Source organism: Curtobacterium sp. MCPF17_051 (genome assembly GCF_003234595.1).
Lineage (GTDB): Bacteria > Actinomycetota > Actinomycetes > Actinomycetales > Microbacteriaceae > Curtobacterium > Curtobacterium flaccumfaciens.
This window is the reverse complement of the sequence record NZ_QKSE01000007.1, coordinates 45,504-64,703: the sequence shown is the minus strand read 5'-3', so window position 1 is coordinate 64,703 and position 19,200 is coordinate 45,504. Positions and strand designations below refer to the sequence as shown.

Below are 19,200 nucleotides of genomic sequence, written 5' to 3'. Positions count from 1 at the left end.
CGTTCCCCATTGTGGGGGTACCGCCGGACACAGCCGGATGGTTGCATTCAGAGGTCGGCATCCTCCGGGTGCCGAGCAGCCACGGACCGTCTTGTGTCGCAGTGAAGGTGGTCGCCGCTGGTTACGGTGACCACGAGGTGCCGTCGAGTCGATTCGGGTTCGACACGGCGGCGCCTCCCACACACGCCGGGGGACCGTCCGACCAGGAAGCAGCACCATGCGATCGCTCGTCTACACCAGCACCCAGACCCGTCCGATCACGGATTCGGAACTCGCCCAGATCCTGGCGGTCGGTCGCGAGAAGAACACCCGGCTCGGCGTCACCGGCATGCTCGCCCACCGCGACGACAACTGCATCGGGATCATCGAGGGCGAGGACGACGTCGTCCGGGAGCGCTTCGACCAGGTCCGGGCCGACCCGCGGCACACGAACGTCCGGGTGCTGCTCGACGAGCCGATCACCCGGCGCTCGTTCCCGGACTGGTCGATGGCGTTCCAGTCCCTCGACCCCCTGATGCACGACGTTCCGGGGTTCAGCGACCTGTTCAGCCCGGGTCGCCCGACTGATCCGGCGTTCGGGGCCTCCCGCGCTCGCGCACTCCTGGACTGGTTCCGGAAGCACCCGCTGGCACCGCTGACGAACCAGAACGCCGCCGACGAAGCGGTGCCGCGTACGCGGGCGATCAACGGTGCGATCGCGGTCATCCACGACGGGGGACTGTCACGCTTCTCACTCGAGGGCGTCGCGTCCCGGGCGGGGATGCGGCAGGCCGAGATCCTCGAGCTCTTCCCCTCGGAACACGCACTGCTGGCCGCCGCGGTGATGCGGTGGACCCGTGCGGTGTCGGCACCGCTGCTGCCCCTCGCCGGCGAGAAGGGCACGGTGGCGTTCCTGCACGCGCTGCTCTCCGCCCACGCCGAGGACCCGTCCCTCATGCGGCTCATCGCCGCGACGCTCGCCATCTCGACCGACCCGTCGACGGACGGCGCCGACTACTACCGGTCCGCGTACCTGCAGTTCCGCGAGACCGTCCGCACCGCGCTGCAGGAGGACGTCCGCGCCGGTCGCGAACCGGCGACGATGGACCCGATCCGCGGGGCGCAGCAGCTGCTCGCCCTCTACGACGGCATCCGCCTGCAGGCGCTCCTGACGCCGGACACCGACGTCGTCGACGCGTTCGACCGCGCCGCTGCACGGATGCGCCGCGGCTGGTCGGAGCAGTACGAGGAGACCACCGTGTGGGACATCTCCGCGCCAGCCGTGGGCTGACGCTTCAGCGAACCAGGCGGACGATCCGCGGGACGGGTCCGAACGCCGGCTCGGCACCGTCGGGTGCGAACCCGTGGCCGGAGCAGCGTCGAGACGTCACCATCGTTCCCCGCACGGTCAGGGTAGCGATCGACGGCCGGTGCTCAGAGTCGAGGTCGAGGGACGCCGAGGATGCCTCCGCGCTCCAGTGTTCGAGGCTCACGCCGGTGGCCGCACCGCCCCGTGGACGTAGCGGACGAGGGCACTCCGCCGCCGATCGTGTTCGGCGGGCGGGTCCTCGGCAGTCGCGACCACGGTGATGGAGCCCTGGGCCCAGGTCGCCGCACTGGCGATGAGCAGTGCCCAGAGGTCAACCGGCTCGAGGTCGTCGCGCACCCGTCCGGCACGCTGTTCGGCCGCGATCTCCCGCAGGTGCTGCTCGTCGTGCTCCTCGAACCCCGGGTACAGGTACCCGGCGCCGTCCTGCTCGAGGCGCTTCCACATGAGCAGTCGCACGAGCGCCGGGTCGGCCAGGTAGTCGTCGTACAACCGTGCCGCGTACCCGGGCAGGTCGGCGGCGTCGAACGGCACGCGGTCGCCGTTGCCGAGGACGTGGGCGCGGAAGACGGCGTCGAAGAGCGTGCTCTTGCCGCCGAAGTACGTGTAGATCATCGGCTTGCTCATGCCGGAACGCTCGGCGATGCGGTCGACTCGCGCGCCCGCGATGCCGTGCGCCGCGAACTCCGTGGTCGCCGCGTCGAGGATGCGGGCGCGGGTGTCGTCTGCGGTGCTCACGCCACCGATCCTACCTGGCTACCAACTAGTAGGTAGTATCGGGCCCATGCTCACCACCGCACTCATGTCCGACGCGCTCCACGATCCCCTCCACCCGGTCCCGCTCCTCCGCCGCGACCTCCGTCCTGATGACGTCGACGTCCGCGTGACGTTCTGCGGGGTCTGCCACAGCGACCTGCACGCCCTCGCCACGCCGCCGGAGCAGGGCGGGACGTTCCCGATCGTGCCGGGCCACGAGTTCGTCGGAGAGGTCGTGGCCGTCGGCACGGCGGTCACCGACTTCCGCGCCGGGGACCCGGTCGCGGTCGGCAACATCGTCGACTCGTGCGGCACCTGCGCGATGTGCCGCCGCGGGCAGGAGAACTTCTGCGTCGAGTTCCCGACGCTGACGTACGCGGGGCGGGACCGCGTCGACGGCTCCGTCACGGCCGGTGCCTGGGCCGGCCGGTACGTCGTGCGGGACCGGTTCGTGTACCACCGTCCGGCCGCGCTGGACCCGGCGTCCGTGGCGCCCCTGATGTGCGCCGGCATCACGGTCTGGGAACCGATGCGTTCCGTCGGGGTCGGCCCGGGGACCCGCCTCGGCGTGGTCGGGATCGGCGGTCTGGGGCACCTCGCGGTCCGGCTCGCGCGAGCGCTCGGTGCCGAGGTCACCGCGTTCACCACGACGCCGGCCAAGGCCGCGGACGCCGAGCGGCTCGGGGCCGACCACGTCGTGGTCTCGACCGACGCGGCGGCGATGCAGGCCGCACGCGGCTCCCTCGACGTCGTCCTCGACACCGTCGCCGTCGAGCACGACCTGGGCCCGTACCTCGGGGTGCTCGACCTCGACGGCACGCTCTTCAACCTCGGACACCTCGGCCCCGTGACGATCGCGACGACCGACCTGCTGATCGGCCGTAAGCGGCTGGCGTCGGCGGGCAGCGGTGGCCATCGCTGGACCCAGGACCTGCTCGACTTCTGCGGCGAGCACGGCATCGTCGCGGACGTCGAGGTCCTGCCCGCCGCCGCCGTCGCCACGGCCGTCGAGCGCCTGGCGCGCGGAGACGTGCGATACCGCTTCGTGCTCGACCTGCGTGACCTCGACGTGCCGGAACCGGCCTGACCCCGGGTGGCGAGCGGACGCTTCGGTCTCCGCCACGGACGGACGGGAGGCCCGGTGCCAGCTGGCACCGGGCCTCCCGTCCGACCTGGGGTCGCGTCTCAGACGCGCACGGCGCGTTCGTCCGGGACGCAGTGCGTCATCATCAGGCCCTCGACGTCGCGAGAGCCGTTGTGGCCGAGGTTCGCCAGGCGGGCGATCTCGTCGTCGCTGAGCGTCTGGGACTGCAGCGGGGGCAGGTCCCGCACCTCGTCGAGGGTGATGCCGAGCCCCTCGCCCACGCGACGACCCAGGTCGTCCTCGACCATGTAGAAGTGCCAGAGCATGCGCTCCTGCACCGGACGGGCGGCCTGCGAGATGAGGTCGACGAAGTTCGCGACGAGGTCGTCGCGCTCCCAGTCCTGCAGGAGCAGGTACCGCTGGCCGGCCTGGGTGTAGTCGTTCGTCCGGGGGATCCGCTTGCGCGTGAGGCGCCCGACGATCTCCGGCCCCTGGTCGTCGTGGGTCGGGTACTCCGCCTCGCGCAGGCCACCGGTGATCGACGGCTCGTAGTTGACGTGCGGGTTCTCGCCACCGTGGTCCTGGTGGTACGCCATCTGCCCGTCGCGCTGGTTGGTCGCGACGTTGCCGTTCTTCGGTGCGTTCACCGGCAGCTGCAGGTAGTTCGGGCCGACGCGGTAGCGCTGCGTGTCCGAGTACGAGAACGTGCGGCCGACGAGCATCTTGTCGTCGGAGAAGTCCAGGCCGTCGACGAGCACGCCGGTGCCGAAGGACAGCTGCTCGTTCTCGGCGAAGTGGTTCGTGACGTTGCGGTTCAGGACCATCTTGCCGACGGGCTTGGGCGGGAACTCGTTCTCCGGCCACACCTTCGTGTCGTCGAGCGGGTCGAAGTCGAGCTCCGGGTGCTCGTGGTCGTCCATGAGCTGCACGCGGAGCTCCCACTCGGGGTACTCACCGCGCTCGATCGCCTCGTACAGGTCCTTCGACGCGTGCCCGAGGTCGCCGGCCTGCACGGCGGCGGCGTCGGCCTCGGTCATCGAGGACACGCCCACCGACGGGATCCAGTGGTACTTGACGAGCTTGGTGTCGCCGTCCGCGTTCACCCACTTGTAGGTGTTGACGCCGAAGCCCTGCTGGGTTCGGTAGTTCGCCGGGATGCCGCGTGGGCTGAACAGGTTGACGAGCATGTGCATCGACTCGGGGGTCTGCGACATGAAGTCGAAGATGCGCGCCGGCTCCTGCCGGAAGGTCACCGGGTCGGGCTTGAGGGAGTGGATGACGTCGGGGAACTTGATGGCGTCGCGGATGAAGAAGACGCCGAGGTTGTTGCCCACGAGGTCCCAGTTGCCGTCCTCGGTGTAGAACTTCACGGCGAAGCCGCGCGGGTCGCGGGCGGCCTCGGAGGAGTCACGGCCCCCGATCACGGTGGAGAACCGGATCGCCAGGTCGGTGCGCTTGCCCGGCTCCTGGAACAGTTTCGCGCGGGTGTACTGCGCGATGGGTTCATCACCCCACGTGCCGGTGGCCTCGAAGTACCCGAACGCGACGGCACCGCGGGCGTGCACGACCCGCTCCGGGATCCGTTCGCGGTCGAAGTGGCTGATCTTCTCGAGGAACTGGTAGTTCTCGAGCGTCGCCGGGCCACGGGCCCCGACGGTGCGCTGGTTCTGGTTGTCGTAGACGGGGTGGCCCTGGCGGTTCGTCAGGATCCGGCGGTCGTCGCCCTCGGCGGGCGGTTGGCTGGAGACGTCGGTCACGGGTCTCGTCCTCTCTGCGGTCGCGGTCGGCTCGGGTTCCCGACCGAGTGTGGACCGGGGCGCGGGCACGCCCTCTCAGCGGCGCCGAGGACGCGGACGAGGACCGCTCGCTGGCGCGGTCGCCGCTGACGACCCGTCAGTACGAGGTGCGACCGGTGGCTGCGGAGCCGAGCACCGCGGCCGCACCGTGGGCGAGCAGGGTCCCGTCGGTGACGACGGCGACGCGGTCGAACCCGAGTGCGCGGAGCCGTTCGGCGCGCGCCAGGTCGCCGGCGAAGGCGCCGGTGTGCTTGCCGGCGCGGCGGGCAGCGGCGACGATCGCGGGGAGCGCGGCCGGGCGGTGGTGGCCGTCGGCATCGGCGTCGGCTGCGTCTGCGTTGTCGTCGTCGGCTGCGAGCAGTGCATTCAGCTCGATGCCCAGCCCGATCGACAGGTCGAAGGGGCCGACGAACACCGCCGTGACGCCCGGCACCGCCAGGATCTGCTCGGCGGCACGGAGGCCCTCGGGTGTCTCGAGCATCACCCACACCTCGGGGTCGGCAGCGGCTGCGGACGGTGCCGCGCCGCCCCAGATGCCCGCCATCGGCCCCCAGCTCCGTCGGCCCCGCGGCGGGTAGTGCGCGGCACGGACGGCGTGCTCGGCCTGCTCGACGGTCTCGATCATCGGGACGATCACGATGTCGGCGCCGAGGTCGAGCGCACGGCCGATCGCTGCGTCCGAGCCCTCGGCGACCCGGACGGCGACGGGGACCTGCGGTGCGACCGCGGCGAGCGCCGGCATCGTCGCCAGGAGCGTGGCGTCGTCGAAGGCGCCGTGCTGGGCGTCGAGGCCGAGCCAGGCGAACCCGTTCTGCGCGATCTGCGCGGTGGTCCGGGGTTCGCCGAGCGTGCACCACACGCCGTCGGCGCGGCCGTCTCCGAGTGCTGGCACCGTGGTCCTCCGTCTGGTCTACCGTCGCGATCGCCGGTAATTCGTCGTCCGGCGCGTCAGGCTACCGTCCACGGAGCGCTCGTCGCCCGTCCGCCGGTCCGGCCAGGCCCGGTCCGGTCCGGGGAGGCATGGCCTCATGCGCACGCATGGGACATGGACAACTGCTCACCTTCGGGTGTAGTCCTGTGCGCAGGACGCACTGCACGGGCGGTCACAGGTCGCCAGCACCAACCAGCACCACAGCACCAGTCGGGACCTGCAGGGAGGTCGGACGGACATGCGTGACGAAGGTGGCGTCGGTCGGCGGACGGGCTCGCGCCCGCCGGGCGGCGACCGAATCCGGTTGGCGTTCGGGATCGTCGGCGCGGTGGGCGTGTTCGCCGGACTGGCTGCGATCGTCCTGCCCCACGCGACGCTGTTCGCTGTGTCGTGGGTCTTCGGGGTCTACCTCGTCGTGTCGGGAGCGGCGTTGATCGTCCGGGGACTCCAGGTGCACCCTCGGGTCTGGTGGCGTCAGGTCGGGCTGGTGGTCCTCGGGGCGCTGGTGCTCGCCGGCGGCGGCGTCGCGATCGTGTTCCCGCCGATCGGGGCGCGGTGGGTGGCGCTGCTGCTCGGGTTCGCCTGGATCCTCGAGGGCATCGCACTCGTCTACGCACCGTGGGTGGGCCGCCGTTCGTTGACCGTGGTGCTCGCCGTGCTCAGTGTGCTGAGCGGCATCCTGGTGATGAACCTGCCGGGTCTCGGCGCGCTGGTGACGGTGGCCGCGGTGGGGAGCGTGCTCATCGTGTTCGGTGTCGTCCAGCTCGTCGTCGCGTTCAGCTGGCCGCGTCCGCAGCGGGCCGGCCTTCCGGTCCCTGGCCCCTGATGCTCGCCGTCCGCTGGGAGCAACAGGGACCGAAGTCGTGGGTGGCGCGCGACCACGGGACCAGCCTGGGGCTCGTGCTGCACGTCCGTGAGCGGTTCCTGGCGTTCGACCAGGACGACCGGCCGCTCGGGAGCGCAGCGTCCCTGGCCGCGGCTCAGCAACTCGTCACCGGTGCCGTCCGCTCGAGTGCCCCGGCCCGGCGGGACACCGTCGCGGTGGTGCTGTCGGTGCTCGCGGCGCTGACCGTCGGGGGAACGGCCGTCGTGCTCGCCGCCCGCGCCCTGATCTGAGCGGCGACCGTCGCGGCGAGGCACACCGGCGCGCTCATGCCGGGCGCACCGGTACCGTTGCGTCCGTGAACGACGACCCCGATGCCGCCATCGCCCAGCACGTCCACGACGCCTGGGACGGTTCCCTGCGCCTGGTGCACATCACGATCTCGGACGAGGACGGTGACGCCTACCCCGGGCAGGACGTCGACCGGTGGGTGATCGACGTCCGCGTCCCGATCACCGACGACGACGAGACCGAGGCGGTCTCCGTCGCCGGGGTCACCGCGTTCACGAGCCGTGCTCCGGAGTCGCTCGAGGCGCTGGTGCTCGGCTACCAGGTCTCCGACGTCGCCGGGTCCTTCGCGTCCGCCGTCGCCGCGCAGGACGCGACGGGGGAGACGTTCTTCTCGCTGCAGACCCACGCCGCCGAGATGCTCGGCAAGCCCGACCTGCTCGCCGTCGACCGGCTCACGGTCCGTCCCGCGTTCCAGGGGCTGCCCGGGCTGGTGCCGGCGATCGTCGACGCCGTCCGCCACGGACCGGCCGGTCGCACCGCATCGTGGGTGCTCACGGACCCGACGGTGTGGGACGTGCCGTTCGGCGAGGACGACCGGTCAGTCGGCGCGTTCGTGCAGTGGGCCGACACCGCGGTGCTCACGTCGATGAACGCTGCGCCGGACGACCTGGAACGCCTGTCGCTCGTGCCGCCGGCCGGTGGCATCGTGATGGGGTCCCGGTCGGACGAGGTGCACCTCGGCGATGCGATCGACCACGCGATGACGCAGCCGGCGATCGCGGTGCCGTTCGACCTGCCGCCGAAGCTCCCCGCCAGCATCTGGGCCGCCGCGCCCGAGGACGTCCACGGCGTGCACCCGGACGAGACCACCGGGTCGATCACGGTCGAGACGCACGACGAACAGCTCGAGGTCGTCGGGTCACCGGGGACCGCACCGCAGCTCGTGGGGATCTCGGCCTCGGCCGACGCCGCGACCCAGGAGTGGCTCCGCACCGTGCACCAGCGCTGGTGGCAGTACGAGCCGGACCTGCACGCCCGCATCCACGACGTCGTCGACGAGTACCTGTCCACCGGGCACATCGAGTCGGCGTCGGACGAGCTCGCCGGTCACCTGCACGCACCCGACCTGCCGCCGTACCGGACGGAGTGGCCGGGCACCGGCACCGTCCTGCTCGAGGAGCTCGGTGAGGACACCGAGCCCATCGTCTTCGACGCCGTGCTCGAGGACGGCACCCGGCACGAGCACATCGGCGTGGTCGTCGTGCACGAGTCCGGACACGTCCGCGCGTTCCTGCACGACGAGTGGGAGCCCGGGTTCCCGGCCGCGCAGGCCGCGGTCGCGCACCTCATCAGCCTGGGTGCCGGCGAGTTCTTCGCGGACGCCCTGCACGACGAGCTGTCAGCGGGTGTCGAGCACGCGATCCTGACGGGTGACGTCCGCGGCCACTGACGGCCCGGCGCACCCGGCACACCCGGATCGGTCAGCCCAGCCGGACCCGCCGGTTCAGACCGGGCGGTAGATCGCGATCGGCGGGGTGTCGTCGTCGCCCGCGTCGTGGGCGTCGCCCGTCGCGAGCCAGGTGCGGCCCTCGTGCTCGATCGTGGTCGGCAGGTCGCCGTGCACCAGGATCCGGATCGCGGGGGCGTCGCCGTCGACCAGGTCGACGCCGTGGGCCTCGGCCCCGCCGGGATTGTCGTGCACGTAGCTCATGGTCCGATCGAACTCCGTCGACCTGACGGACGGCCCGCGCCGCGCCGGACACGCCCGGAACCGGACCGGAACCGGTGATGCCGCCCGTCATCGGGTAGAGTCGTCTCCGCACGGCCGGCACGGCGTGTGGAATGCGGATGTGGCGCAGTGGTAGCGCATCACCTTGCCAAGGTGAGGGTCGCGAGTTCGAATCTCGTCATCCGCTCGGGTCTCACACGACCAAGAACACGAGAACGAAGCAACGAAGCACCACCGGAACCCCCGATCGCTCGCCAGAGCGGCGGGGGTTCCGTCGTTCCCGGGCGGCCTGACGACGAAGGGGTGGGGCCCCGGCGGGCGCAGGCTTCGGGTACCCGCGCCCACCGGGCGCGGAGGCGACCCTGCCCCCACTGGTACGCGCCGGGTGGGTGGCCCGGTGCAGTTCCGAGGATGTATCCGGAGCCGTCCCCCGTTCGGGTGGGAACCGGATCCAGGGTTGCGGGAACCCGCAAGGAACCCGCACGACCCGCCGCTCGAGCCTTGTGTTACTCGATGCCGTCCGGTACTGCCGCCGACATCGTGCGTGCGCCGGGCAACCCCACCCACCGCCGGGCTCCGGACTCGACGACCGTGACGAGCACCGTGTCGCACCCGCGGCAGCGTGCCACCGACCCCATCGCGGTGCGGTAGACGGTGGTCTGCCCGAGCACCCCGAGCGAACCGCACCCGGCGCAGCGCAGAGTGACGCCGGTCGGCTCCGGACCGAGGCTGTCGGCCAGCGTCCCGGCCAGCGCGTTGCCGTCCACGACGACCATCAGTTGCCCCCGAACCGTTCTGCGCGGACGTCACTCGTGTCGTGCCCGAGCTCGGTGAGCCAGCGCAGCACCTGCTCGACGAACGGCGTCGACCCGCACACGTAGACCAGGGCACCCGCGTCCGGCGGGAACACCGCGGCAGCCAGCGCGTCCCGCGTCAGCCGGCCGGCCGGCACGGACGAGCCTGGAGGCGCGGTGCGGCTGTACACGTGGGTCACCTCGAGCGGTGCCCGGCTCGCGAGCGCCTGGTCGAGTTCCGCACGGAAGAACACGTCGTCCGGTGTGCGGACGGCCGCGAGGAGCCGGAAGGGTGCTGGGTCGTCCGCCTCGGCGTGGGCGGTCACCATCGCGACGAGCGGCACGATGCCGGAGCCGCCGGCGATGAGCTGGACCGGACGGCTGGACTCGCCCGGCCGCCAGACGAACCAGCCGCCCAGGGGGCCGTGGACCTCGAGCGCGTCGCCGACCTCGACGGCGTCGACGAGGAACGGCGAGACCTCGCCGCCGTCCACCCGGTCGACCGCGAGCACGACGTCGGTCGCGGGGCCGGCCGATGCGATGGAGTACGAGCGCTGTGCCTGGTAGCCGTCCTCGGCGGTCAGCCGCAGGTCCAGGTGCTGCCCGGGGTCGTTGCCCGGCCAGGTGGGGACGTCGAGGACGATCCGGCGCGCGTTCGTCGTCTCGCGGCCGACGGACGCGACGGTGGCGGCGTGCCAGGCCGGTCGCCTGCGCGTGGCGGGACGAGCGACGGGGGTGATCCGTGCCTCCAGGCCGGTGTCGGGGAGCGTCACCAGTACCGCTCTTCCTTCCACGGGTCGCCGTGCAGGTTGTAGCCCGCGTTCTCCCAGAAGCCGGGCTCGTCGTCGGACTGCATGACGATGCCGCGCACCCACTTGGCGCTCTTCCAGAAGTACAGGTGGGGCACCAGCAGGCGGGCGGGCCCGCCGTGCTCGGGCGTCAGGGGCTCGCCGTCGGCCTCGAACGCGATCCAGGACTTGCCGTCGAGCAGCTCGTCGAGCGGGACGTTGGTCGTGTAGCCGCCGTAGCTGTGCACCATGCAGTAGTCGAGTTCGGTCTCGACGTCCTCGAACAGGCGGTCGAGCGGGACACCCCGCCAGGGCATGCCGAGCTTGGTCCAGTGCGTGACGCAGTGGATGTCGACGGTGACGTCCTCGACGCCGAGCGCGCGCACCTCGTCCCAGGTCCACTGGTGCAGGCCGGACTCGGTGCGGATCGAGAAGGCCCAGTCGGTCGGCTCGATGTCGGGCGTCGCTCCGGCGGACAGGACGGGCCAGTCGCGGACCAGGGTCTGACCGGGCGGGATGCGGGTGTCGTCGCGGTCGTCGCGTCGACCGCCGAACCCGCGGGTGAACGTGGCCATGGTCCTCCTCGGGGACGTCGGTGCGTTCCCGATCATGCCGCGAACCGGGCGCGCCCGTGTAACGGGTTGGTAAACGTTCGACGCGTGGACGGAACGGTCGTGCGCGGCGGCGGATCCGCGCGGGCTCGCCGATCCGATTGAACGCGGTGGTGACCCGCGCGCCGGGAGCGGGCTTGGGGGATCGGCCGGGGACCTCTATCGTTCACCGGAACGATTACAGGAGGGGTCACCCCGAATGCAGCCCATCGTCCCCGAACACCGAGGCGCCCACGGTCCGAGCCGTCGAGCGCTCATCACCGGCGCCGCCGGCCTGGCCGGCCTCGGCCTGCTCACGCTCGCCGGATGCAGCTCCGGCGCGTCCGCCGGCACCCCCACGATCCCCGAGGCCGCGGCCACCGGCGTCGCCCGTCGCGGTGGTCGCCTACGCATCGCACGGCCCGCGGCGTCCGCCGCCGAGACCCTCGACTCCGCGAGCTCGCTGTCGGCCTACGAGTACCTCGGCGCGCTGTACAACCGGCTCGTCAAGCTCGACCAGCAGGGCACCCCGGTGCCGGACCTGGCCGAGGAGTGGTCCGCGAACACCGACGGCACCGAGTGGACCTTCGCGCTCCGCCGGGGGGTGACCTTCCACGACGGGTCCCGGTTCACCGCCGACGACGCCGTCGCGAGCATCCGACACATCCTCGACGAGAGGACCGGCAGCCCGCAGGCCGGCGTGCTCGGCGAGGTCATGGACGCCGACTCGATGCGCGCCGTCGACCCGTACACGCTGCGCTTCTCGCTGACGAAGCCGAACGCCGAGTTCCCGTCGCTGCTCACCGCCTACCAGTGCTACATCGTGCCGGCCGACGCCATCGCCGACATCGGCCGCACCGGGATCGGGACGGGGCCGTTCCGGTTGTCGTCGTTCACCCCCGCCGGTGCCGGCAGCGTCGAGGCGTTCCCGGACCACTTCGCCGGCCGCCCGGCGCTCGACGGCATCGACTTCTACTCGATCCAGGACACCACCGCGCGGGTGAACGCCCTGCTCGCCGGGCAGATCGACCTGATCTCGCAGACGAACCTGGACTTCGCGACGGCCCGGGTGGTCTCGGCGTCCGACCGCGCCACCGTCGCCCGGTCGAAGAACGCCCAGTGGTACACGATCCCGATGCTCGCCACGAGCGACGAGTTCAGCGACCCGCGGGTGCGCCAGGCGATGAAGCTCGCCTACGACCCCCGGAAGATCGTCGACACCGCGCTGCAGGGCACCGGTTCGGCAGGCTGGGACAACCCCGTGCCGCCGCAGCTCGCCGCGTTCGTCGACGACCACCGCGAGTACGACCCGGACAAGGCCCGGGCGCTGCTCAAGCAGGCCGGGCGTGAGGACTTCCGCGCCGCGATCTACACGTCGAGCTACGAGTCGGTGTTCACCCCGATGGCCGTCGCCTACCGCGACGCCGTCGCCGACGCGGGGATCCGTCTGACTGTCCGCAACGCGAGCTCGGACTCGTACTACACGCAGATCTGGATGCAGAAGCCGCTCATGGTGAGCTACTGGTTCACGGGGCGGCCGATCGACCAGCTGCTCAACCAGATCTTCCGCTCGGGGTCGTCGTACAACGAGAGCGCCTGGTCGAACGAGACCTTCGACGGGCTGCTCGACGACGCCCGCGCCGAGATGGACGACGCCAAGCGGCTCACCCTGTACCAGGACGCCCAGCGGCTCGTCGTCGAGGACGGCGCCGACATGACGCCGATGTTCGGCGACCGGCTCGTGGGGTTGTCCCGCGACGTCGTGAACTACTCGGAGTACGGCTTCGAGTTCGACTACCTGCGGATCGGACTGCGCCGATGACGACCACGAACACGCCGTCGGACGTCCTCGTCCCCGTCCTCCGCCGGGTCGGCATCGCCGTGCTGACCGTGGTGCTCGCCTCGCTCTTCGTGTTCCTCGCGGTGCAGGCGCTCCCCGGCGACGTCGCCCAGCAGCTGCTCGGGCAGAACGCCACCCCCGACGCCGTCAAGCAGCTGCGCGAGACCCTCGGCCTCGACCAGAACGTCTGGCTCCGCTACCTGCAGTGGCTCGGCGGCGCGGTGCACGGCGACTTCGGCACCTCGCTCGTCAGCGGCGAACCGGTCGCCCCGACGCTGTTCACGGCCTTCCGGAACAGCATGCTCGTCGCCGTGCCCGCGATGCTCGTCGGCGTCACGGTGTCCCTGACGCTCGGGGTCGTCGCCGGTGTCCGCCGCGGCCGTCCGAGCGACAGGGTCATCTCGATCGTCAGCCTGGTCGTGATGAGCGTGCCGGAGTTCATGGTCGCCACCGTCCTGGTGCTGCTGTTCGCGATCGGCCTGCCGGTCTTCCCCGCCGTCGTGCTGCGGGGGAGCGACGCCCCCGTCGCCGAGCTGCTGCCCACCATCTGGTTGCCGATCATCGTGCTGACCCTCGCGATGGCCGCCTACATCGTGCGGACGGCCCGCTCGTCGACCATCGACGTGATGGCGTCGGAGTTCGTCACGACGGCCGAGCTCAAGGGCCTGACGATGCGCCGGGTGGTCTGGAAGCACGCGGTCCCGAGCGCCCTGCTCCCGACGCTGAACGTCGTCGCGCTCAACGTCGCGTGGCTGCTCGGCGGTGTCGTGGTGGTCGAGAACGTCTTCAACTACCCGGGGATGGGCAAGCTCATGCTCGAGTCGGTGTTCAACCGCGACCTGCCCACCATCGAGGCGATCGCCCTGCTGAGCGCCCTGATCTACGTCGTGTGCAACCTGGCCGCCGACCTCGTCGCGCTCGCACTCGACCCGAAGCTGCGGACCCGCCAGCGACGACCGCGCACGCGCACCCGCGGCGCCCGCAGCACCAGGAAGGCCGCCGCATGACCGCCACCGCACCCCGCCGCAGCGCCCGACGCGACGTGCTCGCCGGCGCGCTCGCACCCCTGCGCGGGTCGACGGCGCTGAGCATCGGCCTCGGCCTCATCGCCCTGCACGTCGTCCTCGCCCTGCTCGCGCCGGTCATCGCCGGTCACGACCCGGTCGCCACGAACGCCGGCGACGTGCTCGCCGGTCCGACGTGGACGCACTGGCTCGGCACCGACCAGTACGGCCGTGACGTGCTCTCCCGCACCCTGAACGGCGGTCGCTACGCGCTGTCCGTGACCTTCCTCGCCACCACGATCGCCGTCGCGGTCGGCACCGTGCTCGGCTGCGTCACGGCCTACGCCGACAACTGGTTCGACGAGGTCGTCATGCGCGTCGTCGACGCCCTGCTCAGCGTGCCGTCGATCCTGGCGCTCCTGGTCGTCGTGACGGTCTTCGACGCCGGCCTCTGGGTCATCGTCCTCGCCGTCACGGTCGTCTACGCCCCCGCGGTGACCCGGGTCGTCCGCGGCGCCGCCCGCACCGTGATCACCCAGGACTACGTCACCGCGGCCCGCGCCCGGGGGGAGCGGCCGCTGTCGATCGTGTTCCGCGAGATCCTGCCGAACGTGCTGGACGTCGTGCTCGTCGAGTACGCGATGCGGGCCTCGTGGATCGTGCTGCTCGTCGCGTCGCTGTCCTTCCTGGGCTTCGGCGCGAATCCACCGACCCCGGACTGGGGCCTGATGGTGCAGGAGAACCGCACCGCGCTCACCGTGGTGCCGCTCGGCACGCTCGCCCCGATCGTGGCACTCGCCACGCTGGTGATCGGACTGAACCTCGCGGCCGACGGGCTGAGCAAGTCGCTCGGCGTCGACCGTGCGAAGCAGGGAGTCAGCGCATGACCCGCACCGACACCGGCACGACGTCCGCCGCGACGACGACCGTGCCCGACGCGACCGTCCGCGTCGACGACCTGTCCATCTCGTACGCCGCCGGCAAGCGACGCGTCCCCGTCGTCCGGGGTGTCTCGTTCACGATCGAGGCCGGTCGCACCCTCGGCCTGGTCGGCGAGTCCGGCAGCGGCAAGTCCACCATCGCGCGGACGCTCCTGGCACACCTGCGCGCCGGGTCGGCGATCGACGCCGGGACGGTCCGTGTCGACGGGGCCGACGTCTTCGCCCTGTCGCCGGCCGGCCGCCGGGCGCTCCGCGGCGGCACCGCCTCGGTCGTCGCCCAGAACGCCGGGCAGGCACTCACCCCGTCGATGCGCGTCGGTGAGCAGATCCGCGAGGCCCTCCGCGCCCACGGCGAGCCCGACGGCCCCGAACGGGTCGCCGAGCTGGTCCGGCTGGTCCGGCTGCCGGACCCCGACGCGATCGTCCGCCGGTACCCGCACCAGTTGTCCGGCGGGCAGCAGCAGCGCATCGCCATCGCGATGGCCGTCGCCGCCCGGCCGCGCGTGCTCGTCCTCGACGAACCGACCACCGCCCTGGACGTCGTCACGCAGGCCGCGGTCCTCGACCTGGTCGCCGACCTCGGTCGGCAGCTCGGCATGGCCGTCCTGCTCGTCAGCCACGACCTCGGGGTGGTGTCCGCCATGGCGGACGAGATCGCCGTGATGCGCGACGGCGAGGTCGTCGAGCACGCCGCCACGGCGGCGCTCTTCGCCGCTCCGCAGCACGAGTACACGCGTGCCCTGCTGGCCGCGGTGCCGGACGGACGACGGCCTGGAGGGAGGGATCGCGACGCCCTGGACCCGTCCGTCCCCGGGACGGTCGGCTCCACGGCCACCCGCACCGCACCTCCCGAGCGCGCCGCCCGCCCCGTGGTGACCGCGGACGACCTGGTGATCCGTTACGGCCGCGGTCTGCCGGCCGCCGTCGACGGCGTCTCGTTCACGATCGCCGCGCACGAGACGCTCGCCGTCGTGGGCGAGTCCGGCAGCGGCAAGTCGACGCTCGCGACGGCGCTGGCCGGACTGGTGCCGGCCGAGTCGGGGACGTTCACGTACGACGACGGCACGACCCGCGGCGACCTGCGCGAGCCGATCGCCGGACGGGCGCCCGACCTGCGGCGCGCCGTGCAGCTCGTCTTCCAGAACGCGGACACGTCGCTCAACCCGCGGCGCACCGTGGGCGCGGCCGTCGCGCGGCCGCTGCGGTTGTTCAGCGGCTCGTCCTCGCGGGAGCGCGTGGGTGCCCTGCTCAGCCAGGTCGGGCTCGGGCCGGAGTTCGCCGACCGACTGCCCGCGCAGCTGTCCGGTGGGCAGCGCCAGCGCGTCGGGATCGCCCGCGCACTGGCCGCGGAGCCGTCGCTCGTGATCGCCGACGAGATCACCACCGCGCTCGACGTGCAGGTGCAGGCGGGGATCCTCGCGCTGCTCGCCGACCTGCAGCGCGAGCGGGGCCTCGCCTGCCTGTTCATCAGCCACGACCTCGCCGTGGTCCGGGGCGTGGCCGACCGGGTCGCGGTGATGACCGGTGGCCGCATCGTCGAGATCGGACCGACCGAGCGGGTGTTCACCGGCCCGAACCACCCGTACACGTCGACGCTGCTCGCGGCGACGCTCGAACCCGGCAGCACGACCCTGCCCGACGTCGGTGACGGGGTGCCGCGCTGGCGGCACACCGACGGCTGGACCGACCACGGCGACGGACACCGCACCCGCAACTGGGAGGACGCATGACGACCGACGACGGCACCGACCACGGCACCGCCGCCGCCACCTTCACCGCCATCGGCGACCCCGGCTCGCTGCCCGCGGGCGTGACGGTCCGCGACGAGTGGATCCCGATGCCCGACGGCGTGCGGCTGCACGCCCGGATCTGGGCACCGTCGCAGTCGCCGACGCAGCCGGGTGGGCCGGGCGGTCCGACGCCGGTGCTGCTCGAGTACCTGCCGTACCGGCTCGACGACTGGACCGCACCGCGCGACTCGGAGCGGCACCCCTGGTACGCCCAGCACGGGTACGCCTCGGTGCGGGTCGACATCCGCGGCACCGGGTCGTCCGACGGGTTCTTCGACGACGAGTACAGCGAGCAGGAGCTGCTCGACGGCGAGGCCGTGATCGCCTGGCTCGCCGAGCAACCGTGGTCGACGGGCGCCGTCGGCATGTTCGGCATCTCGTGGGGCGGCTTCAACGCGCTGCAGCTCGCGGCCCGGGCACCCGTCGCGCTCAAGGCCATCGTGACGGTGTGCTCGACGGACGACCGGTACGACAACGACGTGCACTACGTCGGCGGCGCCGTGCTCGGCATCGACATGGCGGCCTGGGGCGCGACCATGTTCGCCTTCAACTCCCGGCCGCCCCGGCCCGAGGTCGTCGGCGCCGGGTGGATCGACCGCTGGCGGGAACGCCTCGAGGCGAACCGCCCGCTGACGCCGGTGTGGCTGGCGCACCAGGAACGCGACGACTACTGGCGGCACGGCAGCGCCGCCGAGGACTACGACGGCATCCGCGCCGCGGTGCTCGCCGTCGGCGGCTGGGCGGACCCCTACCGGGACGCCGTGCTCCGGCTCGTCGACCACGTCGGCGCCCCCGTGAAGGGCATCATCGGCCCGTGGTCGCACCAGTACCCGGACCGCGGGCTCGCGCCGGGGCCGTCGATCGGGTTCCTGCAGGAGACCCTGCGGTGGTGGGACCGCTGGCTGCGCGGGGTCGACACCGGCGTCGACGACGACCCCGCACTGCGGGCCTGGATCAACGAGGGCGAAGCCCCCGCGCCGTACTACGCCGATCGTCGCGGTCGCTGGATCGGTGCCGAGGCGTGGCCCTCCGCCGCGACCCACGAGCGCGTCCTGCCCCTCGCCGCACTGCGGGGCGGTGACCTCGGACCGGTCGTCGTGCGGTCGCCGCAGCACACCGGGGTGGACGCCGGGCGTTTCTTCCCGTTCGGCAACGCCACCGACCTGCCGCCGGACCAGCGCGCCGAGGACGGCCGTTCGGTCACCTTCGACCTGCCCGTCGGCAAGGCGTTCGACCTGCTCGGCAACGTGCTCGTGCGGTTGTCCGTCACGAGCGACCAACCCCGGGCCACCCTGACCGTCCGGCTCTGCGACGTCGCACCGGACGGCTCGTCGACGCTCGTCACGCGCGGGGTGCTGAACGCCGCCAAGCGCGACGGGATGGACCGCGACGACGTGCTCGTGCCCGGGACGCCTGCCGACCTGCCCGTGCGCCTGGTCTCGACCGGACACCGGTTCGCCGCCGGACACCGGCTGCGCATCGCGGTCTCGTCGTCCTACTGGCCGTGGGTGTGGCCGCACGGTGTCGAGGCCACCGTGACGATCGACCCGACCGCCTCGAGCGTCACCCTGCCCACCTGGACCCGGTCGACCGACGACGGGGTGGCCTTCGCCGGGCCCGAACGGTCCGAGCCCCTCGTGATCGAACCCGTGGCGCCGGCCGACCCACTGCCGCAGCGCACGGTGACGCACGACGTCGAGACGGGGGAGTGGACGCTCGACGTCGACCCCGGGTACGGCGGCGGGCGCGTCTACCCGGACGGCCTCGTGTTCACCGAGGACGCCCGCGAGACGTACCGGATCCGCTCCGACGACCCGACCAGCGCACGGGCGAGTTCCCGCTGGGCGATCGGGCTGACGAAGCCGGAGTGGGCCGCGCGCCTCGAGACGACGTCCGAGGTCAGCGCCGACGCCGACACCTTCCACGTCGTCAACACCGTGCGCGCCTGGGCCCGCGACGGCGGACCCGACGAACCCGAGGTGCTCGTCACCGAGCGGACCTTCGTCGACGACGTCCCGCGGACCTCGGCGTGACCGCGGCGGCACGCGTCCGGCAGCGCCCGGAGGTCCGACGCGCGATGATCGTCGAGGCCGCCCGCGCGGTGATCGTCCGGAACGGCGTCGGTGCCACCGGACTGCGCGACATCGCGGCCGAGGCCGGCGTCTCCGTCGGCACCGTGACCTACCACTTCGGCAGCGTCGCGGAGATCCTCAACGAGGTCGTCGTGCTCGAGACCGAGCGCTTCTACGGCGCCATCGTCGCGGCCGTCGACGCCGAACCCGACGTGCTGGTGGGGCTGCGGATGCTCGTGGCCCCGCTGTTCGGCGACACCGAGCAGGTCCGGCAGCACTGGCGGATCTGGTCCGACTACTGGACCGCGGTGGTCCGTCGGCCCGAGGTCGCCGCCGAGTACGCCGAACGCATCCGCGTCTGGGAGGCGTGCCTGGTGCGGGTGATCCGGCGCGGGGTGGACGCCGGGGTGTTCGGGGCCACCGCGGACGGGGCCGGCGAACGGGACGGGCACGGGGACACGGTGGACGCCGACACCGTCGCGCTGCAGCTCGCCGCGTACAGCGACGGCGTCGCGACACAGATCGCCCAGGGCGTCCCGGGGCTGACGAACACGGTCGCCCTGTCGTGGATGTGGCGGTTCCTGTCGCACGAACTCGGTGTGCCCGCTGTGGACATCGCCGGAACCGGTCGTTCCCCCTTGTGATGAGGTAAGGCTTCCCTTACC

General features: G+C 72.2%; 18 protein-coding genes and 1 tRNA gene. 12 read left to right on the top strand and 7 right to left on the bottom strand.

From position 1 onward, the window contains the following. Positions 1–217: 217 nt before the first annotated feature. Positions 218–1,270, top strand: a complete 1,053-nt coding sequence (locus tag DEJ35_RS06910; RefSeq protein WP_111192395.1) for a BLUF domain-containing protein — start codon at positions 218–220, stop codon at positions 1,268–1,270. Positions 1,271–1,468: 198 nt separating this feature from the next. On the opposite strand, the gene DEJ35_RS06900 is transcribed toward DEJ35_RS06910, so the two are convergent. Beyond that, the gene (locus DEJ35_RS06900) at positions 1,469–2,044 is read right to left on the bottom strand and encodes a TetR family transcriptional regulator (protein ID WP_111192391.1); all 576 of its coding nucleotides are present in this window, start codon (positions 2,042–2,044) and stop codon (positions 1,469–1,471) included. Between the two features lie 46 nt (positions 2,045–2,090). On the opposite strand from DEJ35_RS06900, the gene DEJ35_RS06895 reads away from it, so the two are divergent. After that, positions 2,091–3,149, top strand: coding sequence for an NAD(P)-dependent alcohol dehydrogenase (locus DEJ35_RS06895; protein ID WP_111192389.1), 1,059 nt, complete (start codon positions 2,091–2,093; stop codon positions 3,147–3,149). 98 nt (positions 3,150–3,247) lie between these two features. Here DEJ35_RS06895 and DEJ35_RS06890 read toward each other — a convergent pair whose 3' ends face one another. After that, positions 3,248–4,903, bottom strand: coding sequence for a catalase (locus tag DEJ35_RS06890; protein ID WP_111123004.1), 1,656 nt, complete (start codon positions 4,901–4,903; stop codon positions 3,248–3,250). A gap of 136 nt (positions 4,904–5,039) precedes the next feature. After that, positions 5,040–5,834, bottom strand: a complete 795-nt coding sequence (locus DEJ35_RS06885) for an HpcH/HpaI aldolase/citrate lyase family protein (protein ID WP_111192387.1) — start codon at positions 5,832–5,834, stop codon at positions 5,040–5,042. Positions 5,835–6,111: 277 nt separating this feature from the next. Here DEJ35_RS06885 and DEJ35_RS06880 point away from each other — a divergent pair, with 277 nt between their 5' ends. From DEJ35_RS06880 to DEJ35_RS06870, 3 genes are all read left to right on the top strand, one after another. Next, on the top strand, positions 6,112–6,699 hold the full coding sequence (locus DEJ35_RS06880) for an HdeD family acid-resistance protein (protein WP_111192385.1): 588 nt from the start codon (positions 6,112–6,114) through the stop codon (positions 6,697–6,699). Beyond that, the gene (locus tag DEJ35_RS06875) at positions 6,699–6,989 is read left to right on the top strand and encodes a hypothetical protein (protein WP_111090845.1); all 291 of its coding nucleotides are present in this window, start codon (positions 6,699–6,701) and stop codon (positions 6,987–6,989) included. The genes DEJ35_RS06880 and DEJ35_RS06875 overlap by 1 nt, the downstream gene beginning before the upstream one ends. A gap of 65 nt (positions 6,990–7,054) precedes the next feature. Beyond that, positions 7,055–8,437: a hypothetical protein gene (locus DEJ35_RS06870; protein WP_111123001.1), complete on the top strand. Its 1,383-nt coding sequence runs from the start codon at positions 7,055–7,057 to the stop codon at positions 8,435–8,437. Between the two features lie 54 nt (positions 8,438–8,491). On the opposite strand, the gene DEJ35_RS06865 is transcribed toward DEJ35_RS06870, so the two are convergent. Then, positions 8,492–8,698 carry a hypothetical protein gene (locus DEJ35_RS06865; protein ID WP_110859934.1) on the bottom strand — a complete coding sequence of 69 codons (207 nt, stop codon included), beginning with the start codon at positions 8,696–8,698 and terminating at the stop codon, positions 8,492–8,494. Positions 8,699–8,831: 133 nt separating this feature from the next. Between DEJ35_RS06865 and DEJ35_RS06860 the strand changes: the two genes are divergently transcribed. Next, positions 8,832–8,903: transfer RNA gene (locus DEJ35_RS06860), tRNA-Gly, on the top strand. Between the two features lie 319 nt (positions 8,904–9,222). On the opposite strand, the gene DEJ35_RS06855 is transcribed toward DEJ35_RS06860, so the two are convergent. Genes DEJ35_RS06855 through DEJ35_RS06845 form a run of 3 tightly spaced genes read right to left on the bottom strand, consistent with a single transcriptional unit; the run spans position 9,223 to position 10,873 of the window. Continuing rightward, positions 9,223–9,492: a DUF6510 family protein gene (locus DEJ35_RS06855; RefSeq protein WP_110859936.1), complete on the bottom strand. Its 270-nt coding sequence runs from the start codon at positions 9,490–9,492 to the stop codon at positions 9,223–9,225. Continuing rightward, a complete protein-coding gene (locus DEJ35_RS06850) occupies positions 9,492–10,283 on the bottom strand; it encodes a ferredoxin reductase (RefSeq protein ID WP_111123000.1) in 792 nt (263 codons plus the stop codon). Before DEJ35_RS06850 ends, DEJ35_RS06855 begins: the two co-directional genes overlap by 1 nt. Continuing rightward, entirely contained in the window at positions 10,280–10,873 is a 594-nt protein-coding gene (locus DEJ35_RS06845) for a molybdopterin-dependent oxidoreductase (RefSeq protein ID WP_111192383.1), read from the bottom strand. The genes DEJ35_RS06850 and DEJ35_RS06845 overlap by 4 nt, the downstream gene beginning before the upstream one ends. A gap of 235 nt (positions 10,874–11,108) precedes the next feature. On the opposite strand from DEJ35_RS06845, the gene DEJ35_RS06840 reads away from it, so the two are divergent. The 6 genes from DEJ35_RS06840 to DEJ35_RS06815 are packed head-to-tail and all read left to right on the top strand — an operon-like array spanning position 11,109 to position 19,179. Next, the gene (locus DEJ35_RS06840) at positions 11,109–12,710 is read left to right on the top strand and encodes an ABC transporter substrate-binding protein (RefSeq protein WP_111192381.1); all 1,602 of its coding nucleotides are present in this window, start codon (positions 11,109–11,111) and stop codon (positions 12,708–12,710) included. Continuing rightward, the gene (locus tag DEJ35_RS06835; protein ID WP_110859944.1) at positions 12,707–13,735 is read left to right on the top strand and encodes an ABC transporter permease; all 1,029 of its coding nucleotides are present in this window, start codon (positions 12,707–12,709) and stop codon (positions 13,733–13,735) included. The genes DEJ35_RS06840 and DEJ35_RS06835 overlap by 4 nt, the downstream gene beginning before the upstream one ends. Beyond that, on the top strand, positions 13,732–14,619 hold the full coding sequence (locus tag DEJ35_RS06830) for an ABC transporter permease (RefSeq protein ID WP_110859946.1): 888 nt from the start codon (positions 13,732–13,734) through the stop codon (positions 14,617–14,619). Before DEJ35_RS06835 ends, DEJ35_RS06830 begins: the two co-directional genes overlap by 4 nt. After that, a complete protein-coding gene (locus DEJ35_RS06825; RefSeq protein ID WP_111090843.1) occupies positions 14,616–16,403 on the top strand; it encodes an ABC transporter ATP-binding protein in 1,788 nt (595 codons plus the stop codon). Before DEJ35_RS06830 ends, DEJ35_RS06825 begins: the two co-directional genes overlap by 4 nt. Continuing rightward, positions 16,400–18,496, top strand: a complete 2,097-nt coding sequence (locus DEJ35_RS06820) for a CocE/NonD family hydrolase (protein ID WP_111192379.1) — start codon at positions 16,400–16,402, stop codon at positions 18,494–18,496. Before DEJ35_RS06825 ends, DEJ35_RS06820 begins: the two co-directional genes overlap by 4 nt. Continuing rightward, positions 18,493–19,179, top strand: a complete 687-nt coding sequence (locus DEJ35_RS06815; protein ID WP_111192377.1) for a TetR/AcrR family transcriptional regulator — start codon at positions 18,493–18,495, stop codon at positions 19,177–19,179. Before DEJ35_RS06820 ends, DEJ35_RS06815 begins: the two co-directional genes overlap by 4 nt. Positions 19,180–19,200 lie beyond the last annotated feature (21 nt).